Source organism: Chryseobacterium sp. CH25, assembly GCF_004119455.1.
Classification (GTDB): Bacteria; Bacteroidota; Bacteroidia; order Flavobacteriales; family Weeksellaceae; genus Chryseobacterium.
This window is the reverse complement of sequence record NZ_NRQT01000013.1, coordinates 15,980-39,018: the sequence shown is the minus strand read 5'-3', so window position 1 is coordinate 39,018 and position 23,039 is coordinate 15,980. Positions and strand designations below refer to the sequence as shown.

21 protein-coding genes are annotated in these 23,039 nt (G+C 35.3%); 15 read left to right on the top strand and 6 right to left on the bottom strand.

Translation table 11 applies throughout. The features are described 5' to 3' along the window. The 4 genes from BOQ64_RS21205 to BOQ64_RS21190 form a co-directional block, all read right to left on the bottom strand. Window positions 1-828 carry an endonuclease/exonuclease/phosphatase family protein gene (locus BOQ64_RS21205; protein ID WP_129059233.1) on the bottom strand — a complete coding sequence of 276 codons (828 nt, stop codon included), beginning with the start codon at window positions 826-828 and terminating at the stop codon, window positions 1-3. 91 nt (window positions 829-919) lie between these two features. After that, complete coding sequence (locus tag BOQ64_RS21200; RefSeq protein WP_129059232.1) at window positions 920-2,854, bottom strand: M1 family metallopeptidase; 1,935 nt, start codon at window positions 2,852-2,854, stop codon at window positions 920-922. 88 nt (window positions 2,855-2,942) lie between these two features. Next, window positions 2,943-3,824, bottom strand: coding sequence for an SDR family oxidoreductase (locus BOQ64_RS21195; RefSeq protein ID WP_129059231.1), 882 nt, complete (start codon window positions 3,822-3,824; stop codon window positions 2,943-2,945). Between the two features lie 187 nt (window positions 3,825-4,011). Beyond that, window positions 4,012-4,422 (bottom strand): DUF1573 domain-containing protein, encoded by a 411-nt coding sequence (locus BOQ64_RS21190; protein WP_129059230.1) that lies wholly within the window; start codon window positions 4,420-4,422, stop codon window positions 4,012-4,014. A 171-nt stretch (window positions 4,423-4,593) separates the two neighbouring features. On the opposite strand from BOQ64_RS21190, the gene BOQ64_RS21185 reads away from it, so the two are divergent. The 3 genes from BOQ64_RS21185 (at window position 4,594) to BOQ64_RS21175 (ending at window position 8,920) form a co-directional block, all read left to right on the top strand. Further along, complete coding sequence (locus BOQ64_RS21185; protein WP_129059229.1) at window positions 4,594-5,841, top strand: sensor histidine kinase; 1,248 nt, start codon at window positions 4,594-4,596, stop codon at window positions 5,839-5,841. An 18-nt stretch (window positions 5,842-5,859) separates the two neighbouring features. Next, window positions 5,860-6,540 carry a response regulator transcription factor gene (locus BOQ64_RS21180; protein WP_129059228.1) on the top strand — a complete coding sequence of 227 codons (681 nt, stop codon included), beginning with the start codon at window positions 5,860-5,862 and terminating at the stop codon, window positions 6,538-6,540. Window positions 6,541-6,622: 82 nt separating this feature from the next. Further along, window positions 6,623-8,920 (top strand): GH92 family glycosyl hydrolase, encoded by a 2,298-nt coding sequence (locus BOQ64_RS21175; RefSeq protein ID WP_129059841.1) that lies wholly within the window; start codon window positions 6,623-6,625, stop codon window positions 8,918-8,920. A 206-nt stretch (window positions 8,921-9,126) separates the two neighbouring features. Here the strand turns inward: BOQ64_RS21175 and BOQ64_RS21170 are convergent, their stop codons facing one another. Next, entirely contained in the window at window positions 9,127-10,464 is a 1,338-nt protein-coding gene (locus BOQ64_RS21170) for a dihydroorotase (RefSeq protein ID WP_129059227.1), read from the bottom strand. A 205-nt stretch (window positions 10,465-10,669) separates the two neighbouring features. Here BOQ64_RS21170 and BOQ64_RS21165 point away from each other — a divergent pair, with 205 nt between their 5' ends. From BOQ64_RS21165 to ribA, 8 genes are all read left to right on the top strand, one after another. After that, window positions 10,670-12,124, top strand: coding sequence for a lipopolysaccharide biosynthesis protein (locus BOQ64_RS21165; protein WP_129059226.1), 1,455 nt, complete (start codon window positions 10,670-10,672; stop codon window positions 12,122-12,124). A gap of 148 nt (window positions 12,125-12,272) precedes the next feature. After that, the gene (locus BOQ64_RS21160; RefSeq protein ID WP_129059225.1) at window positions 12,273-13,289 is read left to right on the top strand and encodes a sugar phosphate nucleotidyltransferase; all 1,017 of its coding nucleotides are present in this window, start codon (window positions 12,273-12,275) and stop codon (window positions 13,287-13,289) included. A 112-nt stretch (window positions 13,290-13,401) separates the two neighbouring features. Next, a complete protein-coding gene (locus tag BOQ64_RS21155) occupies window positions 13,402-14,247 on the top strand; it encodes a DUF4292 domain-containing protein (protein WP_129059224.1) in 846 nt (281 codons plus the stop codon). Beyond that, window positions 14,244-15,806: a peptidoglycan DD-metalloendopeptidase family protein gene (locus BOQ64_RS21150; RefSeq protein ID WP_129059223.1), complete on the top strand. Its 1,563-nt coding sequence runs from the start codon at window positions 14,244-14,246 to the stop codon at window positions 15,804-15,806. The genes BOQ64_RS21155 and BOQ64_RS21150 overlap by 4 nt, the downstream gene beginning before the upstream one ends. Window positions 15,807-15,837: 31 nt before the next feature. Further along, complete coding sequence (locus BOQ64_RS21145) at window positions 15,838-16,050, top strand: twin-arginine translocase TatA/TatE family subunit (RefSeq protein WP_129059222.1); 213 nt, start codon at window positions 15,838-15,840, stop codon at window positions 16,048-16,050. A gap of 15 nt (window positions 16,051-16,065) precedes the next feature. Further along, on the top strand, window positions 16,066-16,680 hold the full coding sequence (locus tag BOQ64_RS21140; RefSeq protein WP_129059221.1) for a DUF4254 domain-containing protein: 615 nt from the start codon (window positions 16,066-16,068) through the stop codon (window positions 16,678-16,680). Continuing rightward, on the top strand, window positions 16,677-17,135 hold the full coding sequence (locus tag BOQ64_RS21135; RefSeq protein ID WP_129059839.1) for a hypothetical protein: 459 nt from the start codon (window positions 16,677-16,679) through the stop codon (window positions 17,133-17,135). Before BOQ64_RS21140 ends, BOQ64_RS21135 begins: the two co-directional genes overlap by 4 nt. Window positions 17,136-17,153: 18 nt before the next feature. After that, window positions 17,154-17,750 (top strand): GTP cyclohydrolase II, encoded by a 597-nt coding sequence (gene ribA, locus BOQ64_RS21130; protein ID WP_089739566.1) that lies wholly within the window; start codon window positions 17,154-17,156, stop codon window positions 17,748-17,750. A 233-nt stretch (window positions 17,751-17,983) separates the two neighbouring features. On the opposite strand, the gene BOQ64_RS21125 is transcribed toward ribA, so the two are convergent. After that, window positions 17,984-18,532, bottom strand: coding sequence for a hypothetical protein (locus BOQ64_RS21125; RefSeq protein WP_129059219.1), 549 nt, complete (start codon window positions 18,530-18,532; stop codon window positions 17,984-17,986). A gap of 116 nt (window positions 18,533-18,648) precedes the next feature. Here BOQ64_RS21125 and BOQ64_RS21120 point away from each other — a divergent pair, with 116 nt between their 5' ends. Genes BOQ64_RS21120 through BOQ64_RS21105 form a run of 4 tightly spaced genes read left to right on the top strand, consistent with a single transcriptional unit; the run spans window position 18,649 to window position 23,037 of the window. Continuing rightward, window positions 18,649-20,352 (top strand): glycoside hydrolase family 3 protein, encoded by a 1,704-nt coding sequence (locus tag BOQ64_RS21120; RefSeq protein ID WP_129059218.1) that lies wholly within the window; start codon window positions 18,649-18,651, stop codon window positions 20,350-20,352. Window positions 20,353-20,378: 26 nt separating this feature from the next. After that, on the top strand, window positions 20,379-21,527 hold the full coding sequence (gene bshA / locus BOQ64_RS21115; protein ID WP_129059217.1) for an N-acetyl-alpha-D-glucosaminyl L-malate synthase BshA: 1,149 nt from the start codon (window positions 20,379-20,381) through the stop codon (window positions 21,525-21,527). A 27-nt stretch (window positions 21,528-21,554) separates the two neighbouring features. Next, window positions 21,555-22,814: a DUF2851 family protein gene (locus BOQ64_RS21110; protein WP_129059216.1), complete on the top strand. Its 1,260-nt coding sequence runs from the start codon at window positions 21,555-21,557 to the stop codon at window positions 22,812-22,814. Window position 22,815: 1 nt separating this feature from the next. Further along, complete coding sequence (locus tag BOQ64_RS21105; protein ID WP_034695702.1) at window positions 22,816-23,037, top strand: PspC family transcriptional regulator; 222 nt, start codon at window positions 22,816-22,818, stop codon at window positions 23,035-23,037. Window positions 23,038-23,039 lie beyond the last annotated feature (2 nt).

Below are 23,039 nucleotides of genomic sequence, written 5' to 3'. Positions count from 1 at the left end.
TTAAAAAGAAAGCTTCACAATAACCGGAAAATGATCCGATGGATAAAGGAGATTCTCTCTTCTGTCATTGATATGGCGATGAGATCTTATCTTAAAGCCGTTTGTAAAAATATAGTCGATTCTTTCCTTAGGTACTTCGTTAACATTGAACGCAGTAAAAGTTCCTACAGGTCCATAATGCTTCGTTTCCGAATGATAGAAAGTATCCTTCATATTTTGTGAAAGAATTTTCACAGGTTCTGTATCATCTGTAAGGTTAAAATCTCCGCTTACGGTTACAGGCAGATTCTTTGGATTAAGTTCTTTGATTTTTTTCAAAATCAGTTCTGAGGATTTTACTCTCGCTACATTTCCAATATGATCGAAATGAAGGTTCATCGCAAGGAATTCTTTCTTGGATGTTTTATCTTTAAAAACGGCATAGCTACAGATTCTGTTCAATGCAGCATCCCAGCCTTTTGAAGGCTTCTCCGGAGTTTCAGACAACCAGAACGTCCCTGATTTTATTACTTCCAATCTTTGGGTATCATAAAAAATAGCAGAAAATTCTCCTTTTTCTTTACCATCATCTCTTCCTACGCCAATATAATTGTAGTTATTCAATCCGTTTTTAATATCCTTCATCTGCTCAGGAAGCGCTTCCTGAACCCCAAAATAATCAGGATGGTAGTAGGTTAATAAATCAGCAACATCCTGCCTTCTCTCCGGCCATGCATTTTCTTTGTCTGAAGCAACATTCAGCCTGATATTAAAACTCATTACCGTAAGGTCCTGTGAAAATCCCCATGCAAACAACATCAGGAACACTATTGAAAATCTGAAATTCATAATTATTTTATCAATTTGAGACAAAAATAAGACTTCCCTGCCAGAGAGAAGTCTTATTTATATGATAATAATGTTAAATTATTTTTTAAAATTACAGTGTTAAACTGTTATTTTTCAAATTAGCATCAGGGATCTGAGAATCCGGATCTAATTTGATTTCTTTTATTGCCTTATCTGAGTCTACTTTGAAAGTCCATTCCGTATTTCTCTTCCAGACTTCGATAGGTATTTTAACACTTTTAGCTGTTCCGTCTGCAAAATTCAATTGAACAGTAGTAGGAACCGGCAATTGTCCGATATTTTCAATAGTGATCTGAACTCCTTTTTTAGCATCTCCATCAATATATTGAGCACTCTTCACAGCCTGATCAATTTTCCACTTATTGAAGAACCATCCTCTCCAGAACCAGGTAAGCTCTTCACCGGAAACATTCTCCATCGTATGAAAGAAATCCCAAGGAGTAGGATGTTTGAATGCCCAGCGATCAATATATGTTCTGAAAGCTTTATCAAATTTTTCAGATCCCAGAATGGATTCTCTTAAAATGGATAAACCAGCACCAGGCTTGTAATAGGCTAAAGCAGCAATATTCCGTTCACTCATATTATCTGGTCCTACCATAATAGGTTCCAGCTTATCATTCATAAAGAAATCTCCACCCTGTCCTAAATTTCTTTTTCGGGAATATTCACCTTTATTAAAAGCATCTGTTGAAAGTCCGTTGATAAATGTATTAAACCCTTCATCCATCCAGGCAAATAACCTTTCATTAGATCCTACAATCATTGGAAACCAGTTGTGCCCGAATTCATGATCCGTAACACCCCAAAGTCCTGCTCCTTTAGAGTTCATATGACAGAAAACAATTCCCGGATATTCCATTCCCCCTTCATTCCCTGCTACATTGGTTGCTGCCGGATACGTGTAACCATACCATTTATTGGAATAATGCTCTATGGATGCTTTCGTATATTCTGTAGATCTTCCCCATGCTTTTTCACCTGCACTTTCTACTGGATAAGCAGAAATAGCTAATGATTTTTTACCATTCGGAAGATTGATTCTCGCTGCATCTAAAATAAAACCTGCGGATGATGCCCAGGCAAAATCACGGGCCTGTGTAATTTTAAACTTCCAGGTTTTTGTTCCTGAAGATTTATTTTTACCGATTTCAGATTCCGGACGTATCATTACAGTTTTATCACTGTTTCTGGCCTGATTCCATCTGTTCGTTTCCTCCTTACTGTATACCTCATTTTCATTCAAAAGTTCTCCTGATGCCACTACATAATGATTGGCTGGTACCGTAATATTAGCTGTAATATCTCCATATTCCAGATAAAACTCAGAAGCTCCTACATAAGGAAGAGTATTCCATCCCATAACATCATCATACACACACATTCTTGGGTACCATTGTGCCATGGTAAAGATTTTACCGTTTTTCGTATCCTGTACTCCCATTCTGTCAGATCCGTATTCTGGTGAAATAAAAGAATACTCTATAGTTATTTTTGCAACGCCTCCTCTTGCTTTCAGTTCAACAGGAAGGTCAATCTGCATTCTTGTATCGGTAATTGTGTATTTTACCTCTTTACCATCAAGTTTTACAGATTTAATGGTATATCCACCATCTAAGGTCTCTCCATGCGCTCCATTTCTACTTCCGGATAAAGGAACAACAGCATTCCCGCGGGAATCTTTAGCAAACAGGTTCTGATCAAGCTGTAACCAAAGGAAACCAAGTTTATCCGGGCTGTTATTGGTATATTTAATTTCTGCGGTACCTGTAATCTCTTTTTTACTTTCATTCAGACTTACATTCAAATGATAATCTGCTGAGTTCTGCCAATAGGCATGTCCCGGTTGTCCACTCGCGGAGCGGGTTTCCGTACCTGTCTGAGGATAGAAGAATGGTTTAAATGCTTCTACATAATCATACTTTGGAGTTTCCTGTGCTGAAACAGTTCCTGTAAAAAAGAAAACCGTAATAGCCGAAACTAAGGTTGGAAGTTTTAAATTCATTTGAAAAAAATATTACTAATATAATACATAGGTAAAAAAAATACCCGGAATTGTTACAAATCCGGGCTTTTTTTTAAAATTAATTATCTTAGTTTGATTTTTTCGCTTTAATCATTGCTTCAAGCGCATCCCACATTTCCTTTGGAATAGCTTCCAGCATATTGAACTCTCCTGCTCCCTGAAGCCATTCTCCACCATCTATAGTTACCACTTCACCATTCATATAAGCAGAATAATCTGAAACAAGATAAGCTGCAAGATTTGCAAGCTCCTGGTGTTCCCCTACTCTTCTCAATGGAACTTTTTTCTTCATATCGAATTTTTCCTGAAGATCTCCCGGAAGAAGTCTGTCCCAAGCTCCTTTTGTAGGGAAAGGTCCCGGAGCAATTGCATTGAAACGGATTCCGTATTTTGCCCACTCTACCGCTAATGATCTTGTCATAGCCAAAACACCAGCTTTAGCGCAAGCAGATGGCACAACGTAGGCAGAACCTGTCCATGCATAGGTCGTAACAATATTCAGTACAGTTCCCGGAGTTTTAGAATCTATCCAGTGTTTTCCTACAGAAAGGGTACAGTTTTTTGTTCCTTTTAAAACAATATCTAAAATAGAATCAAAAGCAGAATGAGTCAGTTTTTCTGTGGGAGAAATAAAGTTTCCGGCTGCGTTATTCAAAAGAATATCAATTTTTCCGAATTCCTTCAGCGTTGCTTCCTTCATCGCTTCCACCTCATCCCAATTTCTCACATCACATGCTACACAAAGAACTTTTCCACCTGTTTCTTCTTCCAGTTCCTTTGCTGTAGTCTGTAATTTTTCCAGATTTCTGGATGTGATCACCACATTGGCTCCCAGTTCAAGAAAATATTTAGTCATTGCTTTTCCAAGGCCGCTTCCGCCACCGGTTACAATCGCTACTTTATCTTTCAGTGCACCTTCGCGCAACATTGGCTGTGTATATAGACTCATAAATTATTTTTTCTTAAAAATAATAAATATTAAAATGCAAAGTTTGAAAATCCCCTGAGAAATGATGTTATAAATAATTATTCTTTTCATCATTTTGAGAAACGATACAAACCATCATCTTTGTATAACAAAAAAACAACCCGACAATTAATGCGCAGGTTGTTTTCAATACATTTTTAAATAATAATTAGGAAACCACTACTCCTTTAAATGAAAGTGTTTTAGGAGTTTTGCTGTCACTTGTTGTAACGTTAACGGTTTTCATAAACATTCCTGGACTTGCTGCATTAAAACTAGCTTCTACAAATCCTTTTTTCCCAGGAAGGATTGGCGTTTTTGTATAATCTGCAGTTGTACAGCCACATGATGGAGCTACATTTTCTATTACAATGGGTTTTGAAGAGGTATTGGTAAATTCAAATCTGATCAATTTAGGTTTCCCTTGAGGAATGTTTCCTACATCAATAGATTCAGATTTCCATTTAATAACTCCAGCAATAGTCTTTACAACAGAAGTATTTTCAACAGGAAATACTCCTGCATAAAAAGGAGAGCATGCTAAAACAGCTAAAAGGGCAGTAATTTTTAAATTTTTCATGAGTACAATTTTTTGTTAATAATTAAAAAGGAAATTGAGAATGATCTTTTTTGATACAACAAATCTAATGGGGATTAGTGATCCGGCTTGTTAACCGTTCTCAAACATTTGTTAATAAGTTGTTAATGACAAAAAATAAATAGATATTTTTGGATAATATTGCTTCTGAAAATGGAGATCAAGAAACTTAATATTATCATCACACTTGGATTTGTCGCTATCATCGGGATTTTGATAGCTCAGCTTCTATGGACCCGGCAAGCCTATAATCTTGAAGATAAAAAGTTTAATCAGACCGTCAATATCGCGTTGCTGGAAGTAGTTGAAAAATTATCCGGTGGGAAAACGTCTTTTACTGAAAATCCAGTACAGAATATTTCCAATGACTATTATGTGGTGAATGTCAACAATGATTTTCATCCTACAGTACTTGAACATTATTTAAAAACTGAATTTACCCGTTTTCAGATCAATACCAATTATGTGTATGCCCTCTATAATTGCCGCAGCGACCGAATGATCTATGGGAAATATATTTCCACCCATCAGAAAAACACCAATAATAAGGTAATAAAATTCCCGAAACATGAAAACCTGGTCTATTATTTCTCTATACGCTTTCCGGATAAAGCCACTTATCTGATAAGTTCATTACGGTTTTGGTATTTGCTTACATTTGCTCTTATTATTATTCTCCTGGTGTATGTATATTCCATATATACGATCATTCAACAGAAAAAATTCTCAGAACTCCAAAGGGATTTTATCAATAATATGACGCATGAGTTTAAAACTCCTTTGTCCTCTATACTTCTGGCATCAGAAGCGCTTACCAAGCAGGAACTCATTAGGGAAAACCCTAAACTTAAAACCTATACTTCCATTATCACAGATCAGAGCTATAAACTGAACAATCATATTGAAAAGATCTTGAATATTGCTAAAAATGATGCCTCAGGACTCTCATTGAAACTCCAGAGAATTGTTTTATTACCATTCATCACAGAAATTAAGGACACCATCATTCAAAAGAATGAAGATCTTACGATACGGATAGAAATAGAAAATACAACATCCATCATTGCAGATGAATTTCATTTCACGAATATTGTGTATAACCTTCTGGACAATTCCATCAAATATTGTGATACAACCCCAAACATTCTCATTTCAGCATCTAAAGATTCAAAAGGATTATATTTAAAATTTAAAGATAACGGGATAGGGATTCCTCCTAAAAACATCCCTCATATTTTTGATAAATTCTACAGGATCAATACTCCAAAAAGTGATGAGGTAAATGGTTTTGGATTAGGATTATTCTATGTAAAAAAGGTTGTGCAACAGCATAACTGGAAAATTTCAGTTGAAAACAATCCTGACAAAGGAATTACGATTACTTTATTTTTACCATTTTAAATTCATACTATGCAAACCATGGAAAAGTCTAAAATTTTGTATGCCGAAGATGATGAAACCATAGCCTTTCTGATTCAGGATAGCCTGGAAAGCTATTATGACATTGCATGTTTCCCTGATGGAAAATCTGCATTGGAAGCATTTAATGCACAGGATTTTGACATTTGCCTTTTAGATATCATGATGCCTGGGATCAACGGATTTGAGCTGGCTCAATACATTCGTGATAAGAATACTGAAATTCCTATTATTTTCATTTCCGCCAAAGCATTGAAAGAAGATAGGATTAAAGGGTTAAAAATTGGAGCAGATGATTATCTGGTAAAGCCCTTCAGTATTGAAGAATTGATTCTAAAAATTGAAGTTTTTCTAAAACGTACAAAAAAAACAAACACCTATCCTTCCAAATACAAGGTTGGGAAGTATGATTTTGATCCTAAAAATTATACTTTACAAAACGCTATTGATACCATCACTCTTACTCAAAGAGAGTCTGAACTTCTTCATTATTTTATCCGTCACAAAAATACAGTTTTGAAAAGGCAGGATATTCTAAAGGCGATTTGGGGTGATGATGATTATTTTATGGGAAGAAGCCTGGATGTATTTATTTCAAGACTGAGAAAGGTTTTTGTAAATGATGAAAATATACTGATTGAAAATCTACATGGAATAGGCTTTCGATTTTCTGAAAAATGAAAAAATAGTTTATAAATTCAAATGAAACTACATTATTCTTTGATTTTTAATTATTTTTATCCTTTAATAATCTATTTTCTTCATGAAAAACCCCAGTACATTTATTTCCCTTTCATTGCTGTTTTTTACTTCAGTTTTGAATGCTCAAAAATTTGAAAAACTTTATCAATATGTAAACCCACTCATCGGAACTGAAAAAATGGGACACACCTATCCTGGTGCTACCGTTCCCTTTGGAGCTATCCAATTAAGCCCTGAAACTGATTCCATTTCTTATGAACTTAATGGAAAATATAATGGTGAAGTGTATAAATACTGTGCAGGTTACCGCTATGAAGACAAAACCATTACAGGATTCAGTTCTACGCATTTCAGTGGTACAGGACATTCCGATCTGGGGGATTTTCTGATAATGCCTACCATGGGAACACTTCAGCTTAATCCAGGAACAGCATCTAATCCTGAAAAAGGTTACAGAAGCAGGTTCTCACACCAAAACGAAAAAGCAGAAGCCGGATATTATCAGGTAAAACTTGACGATCATAATATCTTAGCAGAATTAACAGCTACTCCCAGAGTTGGAGTTCACCGATATACTTTCCCTAAATCTGACCAGTCCCATATTATTTTGGATCTGATGGCAGGAATCTACAATTATGACGGAAAAAATGTCTGGACCTACGCTCGTGTGGAAAATGGAAATACAATTACCGGCTACCGACAAACCAATGGCTGGGCAAGAACCAGAACCGTTTATTTTGCCATGAAATTCTCAAAGCCTTTCAAATCCTACGGACAGAAAAATTATGATGAGAAACAGGTATACAAAGGTTTTTGGAGAAAGTTCGATCAAACAAAAAACTTTCCGGAAATAGCTGGAAAGAACCTGAAAATGTATTTTGATTTTGATACCAATGAAAATGAAGCCATTGAAATAAAACTGGCCATTTCCCCGGTAAGTCAGGCCAACGCATTAGAAAATCTTGAAAAAGAGGCTGGCAACTTATCTTTTGATCAGATCAAAGCAAAAGCACAGGAAGATTGGAATAAGGAGTTAAATAAAATTGTCATTAAAGGTTCGGATATTCAGAAAACTAATTTTTATACGGCAATGTATCATACCTTTATCAATCCTACAACCTATATGGATGTAAACGGAGAATATAAAGGATTGGATCAGAATACGCACAAAGCAGAAAACTTTACCAACTATACTACTTTTTCTCTTTGGGATACCTATCGGGCACTTCATCCATTCTTTAATATTATTCAGCCGAAACGCAACAATGATATGGTAAGATCTATGATCGCACATTACAATCAGTTCTCTATGAAAATGTTACCCATCTGGTCACATTATGCTAATGATAACTGGTGCATGAGTGGCTATCATAGCGTAAGTGTGGTTGCAGATGCTATCATCAAAGGTAATTATGATGGTGATCCTAAAGAGGCTCTCAAAGCCTGTGTAGAAACGGCAAACAAAAGAGATTACGAAGGTATTGGTCAATATATTGACTTAGGCTATATTCCCGCAGAGAAAAACGGAACTTCTGTCTCCAATACTTTGGAATATGCTTATGATGACTGGGCTATCGCTCAATTGGCAAAACATCTGGGAGAAACAGAAATTTACAATCAGTTCATCAAACGTTCTGAAAACTGGAAGAATAATTTTGATAAATCTACAGGTTTTATGCGCCCACGTCTGGCTGATGGAAGCTTCAAAAAAGATTTTGATGTATTAAGTACCCACGGACAGGGATTTATTGAAGGAAACTCATGGAACTACAGCTTTTTTGTTCCTCAAAACCCAGATGCACTCATCACAATGATGGGCGGAAAAAAGAAATTTGCTTCAAAACTTGATGAATTGTTCTCCATGCATTTACCTGATGAGTTTTTCGCAGATACAGAAGATATTACCCGGGAAGGAATTATTGGTGGATATGTTCACGGTAACGAACCTGCCCACCATGTCGCTTATTTTTACAACTGGGCAGGCCAGCCCTGGAAAACCCAATCGCAGATTCGCCACATCCTTGAAATGCAATACAAAGCAACCCCTGATGGATTGGGTGGCAATGACGATACAGGACAAATGAGTGCCTGGTATATTTTAAGTTCATTAGGTTTTTATCCTGTGGCTCCCGGCTCAGAAGATTATTCCATTGGAAGCCCAGCCGTTGATAACGCTATTTTGAATTTAGAAAATGGGAAAACATTTGAGATTGAAGCCATCAATCAGAGCCCACAAAATGTATATGTACAGAAGATTCTCTTAAATGGAAAAGAAGTGAAGAATTTCACATTGAAACATTCTGAAATTACGAATGGCGGAAAACTTACTTTTTATATGGGAAGTAAAGCTAAAAAATAGAGTTTCTTAGAATACTAAATAATCTCTCGCAGATTATGCAGATAGAACAGATGATTATGTTTTAAAATCTGCGTAACCTGTGTGATCTGTGAGAAATAAAAATATTATCCAGTTTATTAAATTATGAATAAGTTTTGGCTAAAGCCAATGGAATATCTGAAATAAAAAAAGCGGGCTAAAGCCCGCTTCTATTGAATGTATATGATTTAGTCTCTCGCTTCAAAAAGCAATCTCTCTCCAAATTTCTCCTCTGCAATTTTTCCGTTATCATAAACAAGGTGTCCATTTACAAAAGTGTGGGTTACTTTAGAGTGGAAATTCATTCCTTCAAGCGGGCTCCAACCGCACTTGTATAGTAAATTATCTTTGGATACCGTCCAGTCTGCATTTAAATCTACCAAAACAAGATCTGCTTTATATCCTTCTTTTACAAACCCTCTCTTCTCTACTCTGAAAAGAATAGCTGGGTTATGAGACATCTTTTCAACGATTTTCTCAAGGGAGATTTTCCCGTTTTTATAATTTTCAAGCATTACAACCAATGAGTGTTGAACTAATGGTGCTCCAGAAGGGCATTTGGTATATACATTATTCTTCTCTTCTGCAGTATGAGGTGCGTGGTCTGTTGCAATTACGTCAATTCTGTCATCCAGCAATGCTTCCCAAAGTGCATCTTTATCCTTTTGGGTTTTTACAGCCGGATTCCACTTGATTAAACCTCCTTTTGTTTCATAATCATCATTCGTAAAAGTAAGGTGATGAACACATACCTCAGCGGTAATCTTTTTGTTTTTTAATGGAATATCATTTCTGAATAATTCCATTTCCTTAGCCGTAGAAAGGTGGAAGACGTGAAGTCTTGCTCCTGTTTTCTGAGCCAATTCAATGGCTTTTGATGAAGATTTATAGCAAGCCTCTTCACTTCTGATCAGATGGTGAAATTTTACTGGAATATCTTCTCCATATTCATCTACATATTTTTGAGTATTCGCTCTGATGGTAGCTTCATCTTCGCAGTGAACTGCAATCAGCATTTTGGTATTGCTAAAAATATTTTCAAGTGTCTCAGGATTATCTACCAACATATTTCCTGTAGATGATCCAAGGAATAATTTAATTCCCGGAACATTTCTTGGATTTGTTTTTAAAACTTCTTCAAGATTATCATTGGTTCCTCCCATCATAAAACCATAGTTGGCATATGCTTTCTGAGAAGCTATCTCATATTTATCCGCCAATAATTCCTGAGTAACAGCATTGGGAACTGTATTAGGCTGATCGATAAAACTGGTTATCCCACCGGCAATAGCTGATCTTGATTCAGTTTCAATATCTCCTTTATGGGTAAGACCCGGATCACGGAAATGTACCTGATCATCAATAACTCCCGGAAGAAGGTACTTTCCGGAACCATCAACTACCTGATCCGCTTCTTCAGAAATTCCGGCAGCAATTTTAGAAATTAAGTCATTTTCTATTAAGATATCGCTTTCGAAGATTTTGCCTTCGTTCACGATGTTTACATTTTTGATTAGGGTCTTCATTTTACTTTTTTAGAAATTAGATTAGAAATCAGAGGCAAAAAAAGGGTATTTTTCAGATAAAACTGATGAATAAATACAATCATTAACTGATAATATCCTGCTTTTAACATCTCTGAAAAGCAAAATTAAGGTTTATGAATGAATTTTAATACCACTCGTAATAAATCAATTTCTAAATATTTACATTTGCATAAAATTTTTTGAATTGTATAAGAAATTATTTGGACAGACGGCAGTATATGGGTTAAGCTCTGTATTAGTGAGAATTTTCCCTTTTATTATTGCTCCAATTGTTACCTCCTTCTTTGGTCCTGCAGCCTCATCTCCCTTTGTAGACTGGTATTCTATTGCAGGAGTAATTACAGTATTACTTACCCACGGTATGGAAACTTCTTTCTTCCGTTTTGCACAGGAAGAAAACATTGATAAGAAAACGTTGATTTCAACATGTTCAGTAAGTATCATCAGTATAGGTCTTATCTATCTTATTTTAGGATATGTTTTCCGATATCAGCTGGCACAGGCTTTTGAAACACCGGATCAGGTCAACTTTCTGGTTATCTTTTTATTTATTCTTTCATTAGATGCTTTTGCTACCATTCCATCGGCAATTCTTAGACTTCAAGGGAAACCTTTTAAATATATGCTCTCAAAAGTAGCAGGTTCATCCATCTATTTTTTACTGGTGTTATTTTTTATCAAATGGCTTCCGAAACATCCTGAAGGAATATTAGGTTTTAAATATAATCCTGATTTCGGTATCGGATATGTTTTTGTGGCCAATCTTATACAAAGTATTATTACTCTTTTAATTGTTGGGAAAGAATTCTTCAGTTTCAGTTTTTCTAAATTTGATTTCAACTTGTGGAAAAGGATTATGAATTATTCATGGCCAGTGATGATTGCCGGACTTGCTGGTATTGTAAACCAAACGCTGGACAGACAGTTCTTGAAATATTTACTCCCTGAAGAAGAAGCCCGTCACCAGATTGGTGTATATGGTGCTGTATATAAAATAGCCACTTTTATTACTGTTTTCAGACAGGCCTACCAGCTGGGTATTGAACCTTATTTTTTCTCAAGTTTTAAAAATAAAGACTCTCATAAAACCTATGCTGTATTGATGGATGTATTTGTCATTTGCAGCTGTATTATTTATATGGGACTTATGGTAAACCTTCAATGGATATCCGAAAAATATCTGGGAAATCCTCTTTATTATGAAGGAATTAAAATCATTCCTTTTGTAATGCTTGGAGCCTTATTCTTAGGAATTTATCTTAATCTTTCTATATGGTATAAGCTTTCAGATCAGACAAGAGTTGGATTGTATATCTCTATTATCGGAGCATGTATTACTATTTTAATCAACTTCCTGTTTATCCCTCAATATGGATATTGGGCAAGTGCTATGGCCGCTTTGATAACTTTCACCTCCATGATGGTTATCTCTTATATCTGGGGACAAAGACAATACCCTATTCATTATAATACTGGAAAAATAGTAATGTATCTGGCATTCACCATTACTTTCTCTTTACTGTCTTTTTATGAGTTCAGAACTAATTATCTAATAGGTAATCTATTTTTAATCTTATTTCTTGGGCTTGTTGCTTTTAAAGAAAAAGCCATATTATCTAAAATTATTAAAAGATCATAGAAATTGGTCTTGGTTTTGATGACTATTAAGCTTAAAAAAATTAAACAGGTTCTTAAATATGATAAGTATTACTTTTTCAAAATGTTTTAATTATTATATTTAGTACAAAATACACTACATTTAAACAAAAAACATCGTTATATCATCTATGAAAATTATTGTTCCAATGGCTGGACGTGGTTCCAGATTACGTCCACATACATTAACAGTTCCAAAACCACTTATTCCTATCGCAGGGAAACCTATTGTACAGAGATTAGTGGAAGATATTGCTAAAGTTGCAGGGGAAAAAATTGAAGAGGTAGCTTTTATCATCGGAGACTTTGGTCCTGAGATTGAAAAATCATTAATTCAGATTGCCGAAAAACTGGGAGCAAAAGGAAGTATATATTATCAGAATGATCCTCTTGGAACAGCTCATGCTATTAAATGTGCTGAACAGTCAATGACAGGAGACGTGGTTATTGCTTTCGCTGATACTCTTTTCCGTGCGGATTTCCAACTGGATAAAAACTCTGATGGAGTAATTTGGGTTAAAAGTGTAGAAGATCCATCTGCATTCGGAGTAGTAAAACTGGATAATTATGGATTCATTACAGATTTTGTTGAAAAACCTAAGACCTTTGTATCAGATCTAGCCATTATTGGTATTTATTATTTCAACAGTGCCGAAAAACTGATGGAAGAGATCAATTATATCATGGATAATGATATTAAAAATGGTGGAGAATATCAATTAACTACAGCATTGGAGAACTTAAGATCGAAAGGAGCTAAATTCACACTAGGTAAAGTAAATGACTGGATGGACTGCGGTAACAAAAACGCTACAGTAGAAACCAACAGCAAGATCCTTGCTTACGAAACAGCTGAAATGGCTCACTATCCTGCTTCTGCAGTGATTGAGAACTCACTGATTATCCCACCATGCTTTATCGGAGAAAATGTAAAAATCTCTAACTCAAAAGTAGGACCTGGAGTTTCATTAGGAAACAATACCATTATTGTAAATTCTAACATTGAAAACTCTCTGATCCAGGAAAACACAAAAATTAACCACGGAAATCTTTCCAATTCTATGATTGGTAATTCTGCTCAATATGTGGGAGTAGCAAGAGAAATTTCTCTGGGAGATTATTCTGTTTTAGATTTTCTATCCAAATAAATTAAAATTAGAAATTCTTTAACTTAAATAAGATAAAACCAAACCACACAAAATCTTTTGTGTGGTTTGGCGTTAATATTGCACCGTTTTTTAAATCAAAAAAGATAAATACATGAAAAATTGGATTCCACTTCTTTTATTACTTCTTGCTTTATCGTCATGTAAAACCCGTAATGCTTTAAAAAGTGATACAGGTAACACTAAAGACAGTATTAAAACTGCAGAAGACAGTAATAGTCCAAAAGATGCAAACCAGCCCGTAAAAGATAAGCTTACCTTTTACGAACATGTATTGATCCCAGCAAAATTCGAACAGATCAAAATCGACAGTAAAGTACGTGTAGAAACCGGAAGTTTTATTCCAACACTGGATGCAACCATTTATATTGAGAATGATAAAAAGGTTTGGATGAACCTGAGGGCTCTTTTCCTAAATGTAGCCAGAGGAATTGCCACTCCGGAAGGAATAAAAGGACAGGATAAAACAAGTAAGACCTATATTGATTCTGATTTTGATTATCTTAATAATCTGTTGAATGTTAATTTTATTGATTATAAAGCATTAGAAAAGATTCTTCTGGGAAGAACTTTTGTAAAGATTAACGATTCCCAGTTTACACTTACTCAAAATGCTCAGGGATATAAAATGGTTTCTAATGTAAACCAGAAAATTGTAACCGATGAAAAAAACAGAGAGTATAAAATTGCCCTGCAATATGATACCAACTATGATTTACTGAGCGTTAATCTAAAGGATGTTTTATCACCGGATGAACTCGAAATATCTTACAGTGACTGGAATGAATACAATGGAATTCGCCTTCCGCAAAATGTTAAAATAATTATAAAAGGCTCAAAATCTAGTCAGATTTTACTGGAAAACACGAAATTTGACTTTTCGAGGATGGAAACACCTTATTCTGTACCATCCAGTTATAAGAAAATTGAGATTAAATGATTAAAAAATTTAGCTTTTTAATAGGTGTTCTTATGTTCGGACTGCACCAGGGACAGCAGAAGAAAGAACAGCTGCAGAAGCAGAATGCCGAACTTAAAAAACAAATTGCACAAATAAATACAGATTTAGCTAAAACAAGAAGCGAATCTAAACTCTCTATAGCCTACCTGACCAGCGTTAATCAAAAGCTAGTATTAAGAGAAAAAGTCTACAATAACACTCAAAAAGAAAAGAGATTTATTGAAGATGATATTTATCTGAAACAGCTTGAAATTAACCGTCAGAATAAAGAACTCGCAGTTCTGAGAAAGAACTATGCTGAGGTCTTGGTAAATGCTTATAAAAATAAAGGAGTACAGAATAAAGTAACCTTTATCCTTTCAGCAAAAAATCTTGGTGAAGGTATACGAAGAGTACAATACCTAAAGCAGTATTCTGATTACCAGGATAAAAAAGCTGCTGAAATTACTGACGCTGCCAATAAGATCAAAAAAACCATTACGCAAAGACAAAACTCTGTAAAAGAGAAGCAAAACCTTCTGACAAACCAACAGAAGGACTTAGCTACGATTAATGCAGAAAGAGCTCAAAAAGAACAATTGGTAGCTGATTTTAAAAAGAATGAATCAAAACTTACTGCTGAACTGAAGCAAAAACAGGTTCAGTCTAAAGTTCTTGAAGGCCAGATCAGAGCTATTATTGCTGAAGAGATAAGAATTGCAAAGGCTGAAGAAGAAGCAAGAAGAAAAGCAGAGGCAGAAAAAATACGTTTGGCAAAACTTGCCGCTGAAAGAGAAAAAGCAAGAATTGAAGCCGAAGCTAAAGCAAGAGCTGAAGCATTAGAAAGAGAAAGAAGAATAGCTGAAGCAGAAGCTAAAAGAGCAGCTGAATTAGCAGCAAAAAGAGCTGAAGAAGAAAGAAAACGTAATGAAGAAGCTGCAAGAGCTGAAGCTAGTGCAAAAGATGAAGCAAGAAAATTAGCAGCTAAAAAAGCTTCAGATGAAGCAGCTGCTAAAGCTAAAGAAGCAGCTGATAAACTGGCGGCAGCAAGAGCAGCTGAATTAGCCTTAGCCAAGAGAAAAGAAGAAGACAAAAAAGCGGCAGAATCAAAGGCTATGACCAACTATGGAGTTACCACTTCCGCAGGAAGCAGTTTTGCAGAAAGCAGAGGAAGATTAGGATATCCTGCAGACAGAGCCGGGCAGATTACCCACCGTTTCGGAAGACAGCCACACCCAGTTTTCAAAAATATTACAGAAGAAAATAACGGTATCAAGCTATCTGTTCCATCAGGAACTCGTGCAAAATCCGTATATCCGGGATCTGTATCTTCAGTACTGGCTAATAATGATGGCACAAAGACTGTAATTATTAAACATGGAAGCTACTTTACCATTTATTCCAACTTAGGAAGCGTAAGTGTTTCCAAAGGACAACAGGTTTCTTCAGGAACTCCAGTAGGAACTGTAGCCCAGGATTTCGACGGTGCTTATACCCTTGATTTCCAAGTATGGAACGGAAGTACACCAGTTGATCCACTAGGTTGGATTTCATATTAAAAAAAGTGTAACTTTGCAAAAATTTTAAGAGATGAATACACTAACAATACTTGCCATATCTTGGCAGCATATCCTTATCGTAGCGATCGTTTTGGTGCTACTTTTTGGAGGAAAGAAAATTCCGGAACTAATGAGAGGCGTTGGTTCAGGAATCAAAGAATTTAAAGATGCGGTAAAAGAAGAAGACAAACCAGGTTCTGAAAACAAATCGTCTTCTACAAACAATAATTCTTCAAGTAACTAAAATTCCTTAGAATTAATGAAATTTACTGAGACTGCATGGAAAGTCTTCAATCAATCTATTGAAGACTATCACGTGTCTGATGACGTTAACACTCTAATTAATAACCCGTTCGAAAAAGATAGTTTGGAACGGATTTTGTATGCAAAGAACTGGATTGATACCGTTCAATGGCATCTGGAAGATATTATTAGAGATGAAAATATTGATCCGGCTGAGGCTCTTCAACTGAAGAGAACAATTGATGCCTCTAATCAGAAAAGAACTGATTTGGTTGAATACATTGACAGCTGGTTCCTTAATAAGTTTGAAAATATAACTCCTAAACCTGAAGCAAAGATAAATACGGAAACTCCCGCTTGGGCAGTAGACAGATTATCAATTCTTGCCTTAAAGGTTTATCATATGTCATTAGAAGCTAATAGAGAATCCGCTTCTGAAGAACACAGAAACAATTGCCAGGCTAAACTGGATGTTCTGCTTACTCAGAGGGAAGATCTGTCTACTTCTATAAATCAGTTGCTTGCTGATATTGAAAACGGTAATGTTAAGATGAAGATATACAAACAAATGAAAATGTATAACGATGAAAGTCTTAACCCAATCCTTTATCAAAAAGGGCAACAAAAATGAAAAGACTAGTTTTTTTTGGAGTATTACTAATATTAACATCTTCCTGCGCAACGGAAAAGCTTAACCTTTCTCCGCTGTCAAATAACTTTTATAGCGATACAAAAGGCTCTGATTCTGATAGAAGCTCAAAGAAGAGTTTTAATATCAATATCAAGGAAAACGTAAACGCTTCTGAGATTTCAAATATCATCTCCACATTCCCGAAGTTTAAAAACAATGGGCTTAATGATGAAATTGCAAGTTTGAAATACAGCCTTCAGAATTATTTATATGCTATTGATGCCAATAATTCTACAGGTAAAAGCAGAGCACTGAAAAGCTTCGAAAAATCATACAAAAAAATTCAAAAGCAAAGACAAAGCCTTGAAAAAGATGATGATGAAGTTCTAAACAGATACTTGGTACGTTTAAAAACCAACATTTCTGTGATTGAGGATGCTTTACCAGGAAGTTAAAAACTAATTGAACTATCAATGATTAAAATTCAGGCGGAAGCCAATGTTCCTACAGAGCACGGCAATTTCCGAATGATCGCTTTTTCCGAAAATGAAAACGACTGGATGCCTCATATGGCTATCATCGCAGACAATACAGATTTTTCAAAACCTGTTAATGTCCGTTTCCATTCAGAATGTATTACCGGAGAAGTCTTCCATTCAAAAAAATGTGAATGCGGCCAGCAATTGGATGCAGCCATGAAATATATCCACGAGAATGGTGGCATTATTATTTACCTTCGTCAGGAAGGACGTAATATTGGAATCATCAATAAATTAAAGGCATACTCATTACAGGAAAAAGGACTTGACACTGTACAGGCTAATCTTGAACTTGGGCTTCCTGCAGATGACAGAAACTTTGGGGTAGCCATTGAAATTCTTAACCTTCTGGACGTGAAAGATGTCAATCTTTTAACCAATAATCCTGAAAAGGTAAAATATGTGGTAGACAGTAATGTTCATCTTAATTCCAGGATTCCATTACAAATCCCAGCCAACGAGATCAGTAAAGGCTATTTACAGACAAAAAAAGATTTCTTTGGACATCTACTTGATGACAATGATAACTAGATAAAATAAAAGCTTCAGATGAATTCTGAAGCTTTTTTTATTGGGTGAAATACCTCAACAAGCTGTGAACCTAATAAAATAGTTTCATCTCTATTTAAACTCATCTTTTTTCTTATTTATTACAAGTTCATTATTCATCTCATCCTTTCCCCTCATTCTATAAAAATCAAAAGCCCCGGAAGATAACTCCCGAAGCTTTTTTAATTATAAAAAACTGAAAAGATATTTCTTAATTAGTGTGCGTTGATTGTCTTAATTTTAGACTCATCAAGATTGTAATGTTTTACTACCGCATTATAATCGCTGAAATCAACAGTGCTTGCTTTCGCAGACTTTTTCACCGGATCTGCTGGTACCAGCACAATTCTGAAAGTCTGGTTATTTAAAAAGTCATTAGCCTGATCCGTAGTTAAAGTTGATAAAAGAAAGTTTTGATTTTCAATTCTCACCTGAACGGCTTTATTACTGAAAACAAAATTATATTCAAATCTTCTTGGTGAAGCAGAAGTTGCAGGATCTACATATACCGTTTTAGGAATTTGCTGCCAGGCATCACCTGCTCTTCTATAGACTAATACTACATCAGTTGGTTCAATGGAGATGTCTGCAATTAATGAATAATTGTTGCTGGCGCTAAATGTACCAGGTGCATCAAACATAAGTGGAAAAGTATCATTATCCTTTCCCGGGTTTACCACAACCGGATCATCATTACTATTATCACAACTATATGTAAGAAATCCAACACCGGCTAATAATATAAGTGGAAGAATTTTTTTCATTTCTATAAATGTTTAGTTATTATTTATATTGCGTATTCAAATCATATACCAAAAATTTCAAAATCTTTGTTTTTGTCAATTTTTTTAATTGTATTTTTGTTCTTATTCAAAAAGTCATGAAGAAATTATTATATACTTCACTCTTTATTGCAGCATTGATTAGTCCTAAGGTTAATGCCCAGTATCAGCCTAAAAACACTTCTAAAGAAGATATGAAAAAGGCTCAGCAATGGGTTGAAAAAACTTACAAAAATCTTTCTCAGGATGAAAAACTGGGACAGCTTTTTATTATTGCTCTTTATACCAATAAAGGAGAAGACTATATTAACCAGGTAAGAAATATTGTTACCAATGATAAAATCGGCGGTCTGATTCTGATGCAGGATGATGCTGCAAGAGAAATCAATTTGGTGAATGAATTCCAACAGAAATCCAAAGTCCCTTTAATGATCGGAATGGATGCTGAGTGGGGATTGTTCCAAAGAATTGCAACAGCACATAAATTCCCATGGGCAATGACTTTGGGAGCTATTCAGGATAAAAATTTAGTTTATCAGATGGCTGCTAAAATTGCAGAAGACTGTCACAGAATGGGGATCAACTGGGACTTTGCTCCGGTAGTGGATGTAAATACCAATCCGAACAACCCTATTATTGGCAACAGAAGCTTCGGTTCTGAGGTGGATAATGTGATCAGTTCTGCTCTATCCTATTCTAACGGACTTCAGGACAATAATATATTAGCAGCGATTAAGCATTTCCCTGGTCACGGAGATACCAGTACAGATTCGCATCTTGATCTTCCGGTAGTTTCCCACAATATGGAAAGACTTAACTCTACAGAGCTAGCACCATTCAAAGCTTTAATGAATAAAGGTATTGGCGGAGTTATGGTGGCTCACCTATATGTTCCAAGCTTAGAATCAGGAAAAGGAATTCCGGCTTCTGTTTCTAAAAATATCATTACAGGATTACTGAAAGACAAACTTGGATATAAAGGATTAATTATCACAGATGCCCTAAACATGGGTGCTGTGGCCAACAAATATAAACCTGGAGAATTGGATGCGATGGCATTTAAAGCAGGAAATGATATCATGCTTTTCTCACAGGGAGTTGCTGAAGGAAAAAAACTGATTCAAAAAGCTATTGACAGTAAAGAAATCTCTCAATCCAGAGTGGAAGAAAGTGTAAAAAAGATTCTTTTAACAAAATACTTCCTGGGGCTTACTCAATACACGGCAAAAAATCCAGACAACATCAATGCTGATCTGAATAACGATTCTCATAAAACTTTGGTTCAAAATCTTTATTCTAATGCTTTAACATTATTAAAGGATGAAAAGAAGCTTCTTCCTTTAACAGGAAAACAAGTTTATTATGTTCCTTTAGAAGAAGCTCCTTATCAGACATTCGCCAACAGAATGGGATCTAATGTTATCATTAAAAAAGCAGGTGAAATCAGTACAATTCCGGCTGGTTCTACCGTAATCGTTGGTTTCCACAAGGATAATTCAACAGCTTATAAACCCTATAAAGTATCTTCAGAATCTAAAAAAGTTCTTTCCGATCTTACTAAAAATCAGAATGTAATCCTTAATGTATTCGGAAGTGCTTATGCTTTAAAAGATATTGACCTGTCTAAAGTTTCAACCGTTCTGGTATCATATGAAAACAATGACGATTCTATGAATGCAACAGCAGATGCACTCAACGGAAAAACAAAAATCTGGGGCAGACTTCCTGTACTGGTGAATGACCAGCTGAAACCGGGAATGGGTATAGACCTGAATCCTGCTGCTCCAATGAACACAAAATAAAACAACATCAAAACAACGATAATCTAATGAAAATAGGCATACTTTGCTATCCAACCTATGGTGGAAGCGGAATTGTAGCAACAGAACTGGGAATGTCCCTTGCCAATAAAGGATATGAAGTACACTTTATCAGTTCTGCTCTTCCTGCAAGATTAGACATTACCAATCCAAATATTTTCTTTCACAGAGTGAATGTTCAGACGTATCCGCTTTTCCAATATCAGCCTTATGATATTGCGTTAAGTTCTATGATCTACAGGGTTGTCAATCTATATAAACTGGATCTTTTACATGCTCACTATGCTATTCCTTATGCGTATGCAGCATTTACGGCTAAACAGATGCTACAGGAAGACAACAATGATATTCCTTTGGTAACAACGCTTCACGGAACAGATATTACTCTTGTAGGGCAACATCCAAGTTATAAACATGCGGTAGAATTTTCTATCAACCAGTCGGATGCCATTACTTCGGTTTCTGAAAGTCTGAAGAAAGATACTCTTCAGTTTTTCAATATCAAAAAGGAAATCCAGGTAATTACCAACTTTATTGATAATTCTGAATTTGACGACTGTACAGAATGCCAGAGAACTCAGTTTGCCAATCCTGATGAGAAAATCCTGATCCACGTATCAAACCTTCGTCCTGTAAAACGTGTGGATGAAGTATTACAGATCTTTAAAAATGTTGAAAAGAAGGTAAAATCTAAACTGATCATCATTGGTGAAGGTCCTGATATGGAAAAGGTGAATCAATTCCTTGAAGAAAATCCGGATCTTATCTCAAAAATCCGTCTTCTGGGGAAAGTTAATGATCTTTATAAAATTCTTCAGCTGTCTGACGTATTTTTACTTCCTTCTGAGCAGGAAAGTTTTGGTCTGGCAGCACTGGAAGCTATGGCAGCTTATACACCAGTTATCAGCTCAAATGCGGGGGGAATTCCCGAAGTAAACATTCAGGGAGAAACTGGATATTTAGCAGAAATTGGAAATGTAGAAGCCATGAGTAACTACACCATTAAGTTGTTGAGCAATGAAGATCTTTTAGCCAAAATGAAAGAAAATGCGAAAGAACAGGCTATAAAATTCGATTTGAAAAACATTCTTCCTATCTATGAGAAAATGTATAGAACGACTATAGAAAATTTTAAAAAGGAGTTGACGAAAGTATAATATTTCTATTATATTTATCGTCACACTATGACGGAAAAACTACTTCAATATCTTTGGAACTATAAGGTTTTCAAATATTTTGACTTCAAAGATATTGAAGGTAATTCCGTTGAAATTATACAATTTGGGAAATGGAATAAAGATGCCGGCCCGGATTTTCTCGATTCAAAAATTAAAATCAACGGTGTAGTTCTTGCCGGAAATATAGAACTTCATATCCGTTCTTCGGACTGGATTTTTCACAATCATTCTCAGGATCCGAATTATCAGAATATTATTCTACATGTTGTTTTTCAGCATGACATTGAAATCAGTACGCTTACCGATCAGAGAGTTCCCACTCTTGAACTGAAACATTATATAGATGAAGATATAGTGTGGAAATATGAAAGATTAATTAATGGAAATCAGTTTATTGCTTGCGAAAACATTTTTAACAGAGATAAAATTCCTGTAAACTTTCATGAGGGAAATATTCTGAAAAAACTGGAAGAAAAATCTGCTGAGCTCGAGCAAAGTTTAGCTCTTTATAAAAATAATTTTGAAGCCGTTTTATTCCATAGCCTGGCCTATTCTTTCGGGCTAAAAGTAAATGCTCATATTTTTAAACAGATTGCAGAAAGTGTAGATTACAGCATTATCAATAAGATCCGACAAAATCCACCTCAGCTTGAAGCATTGTTCTTTGGTATTTCGGGATGGCTTACTCAACCTGAGGATGGGCAGATGAAAATTTGGAAACAGGAATTTGATTTCCTTAAAGCAAAGTTCAAATTTACTGATCTAGTATTTCATCCTAAATTTTTAAGATTAAGGCCCCCTAATTTTCCTACGATCCGCCTGTCTCAGCTGGCCAGTCTTTATCAGCATCAGAATCTATTCTCAAAAATCATGGAAGCAGAACGTATTGAAGAATTGTATGATCTTTTTAAATCTGTAAAAGCTTCTGAATACTGGGACTATCATTTTAATTTCGGAACGATTTCAAAAGTACAGCCTAAAACATTGAGTAAGGATTTTATAGACCTCATTATTCTGAATACTATTCTTCCTTTAAAGTATGCTTATCATAAATACCACAGTGAAGAAATCGCAGATAAGATCATAGATTTCTATCAAAGTATCTCTGCTGAAAAAAACTCAATCATCCAGAACTGGAAAAATCTTGGAGTTCCCGTAACGAATGCTCTGGAAAGCCAAAGCTTCATTTATCACTATAAAAATTCATGTGAAGAAAAAAATTGCTTAACTTGCAGTATTGGATTTAAACTTTTAAAAGAATCTTGAAATGCTGAGTAATATCCGTCATAAAATGGAAAGAGAATGGTTTGGTGTACTGACAAGAACGGGTGCCAAACTGGGAATTCCTGTCTCCAAATTAAGGATCTTCTTCATCTACTCTACTTTTGCTACTGCCGGATTTTTCTTTCTGATCTATCTGGGTTTGGCATTTACTTTGTGGATTAAAGATATTTTTATCACAAGAAGACCAAGCGTTTTTGATTTATAATT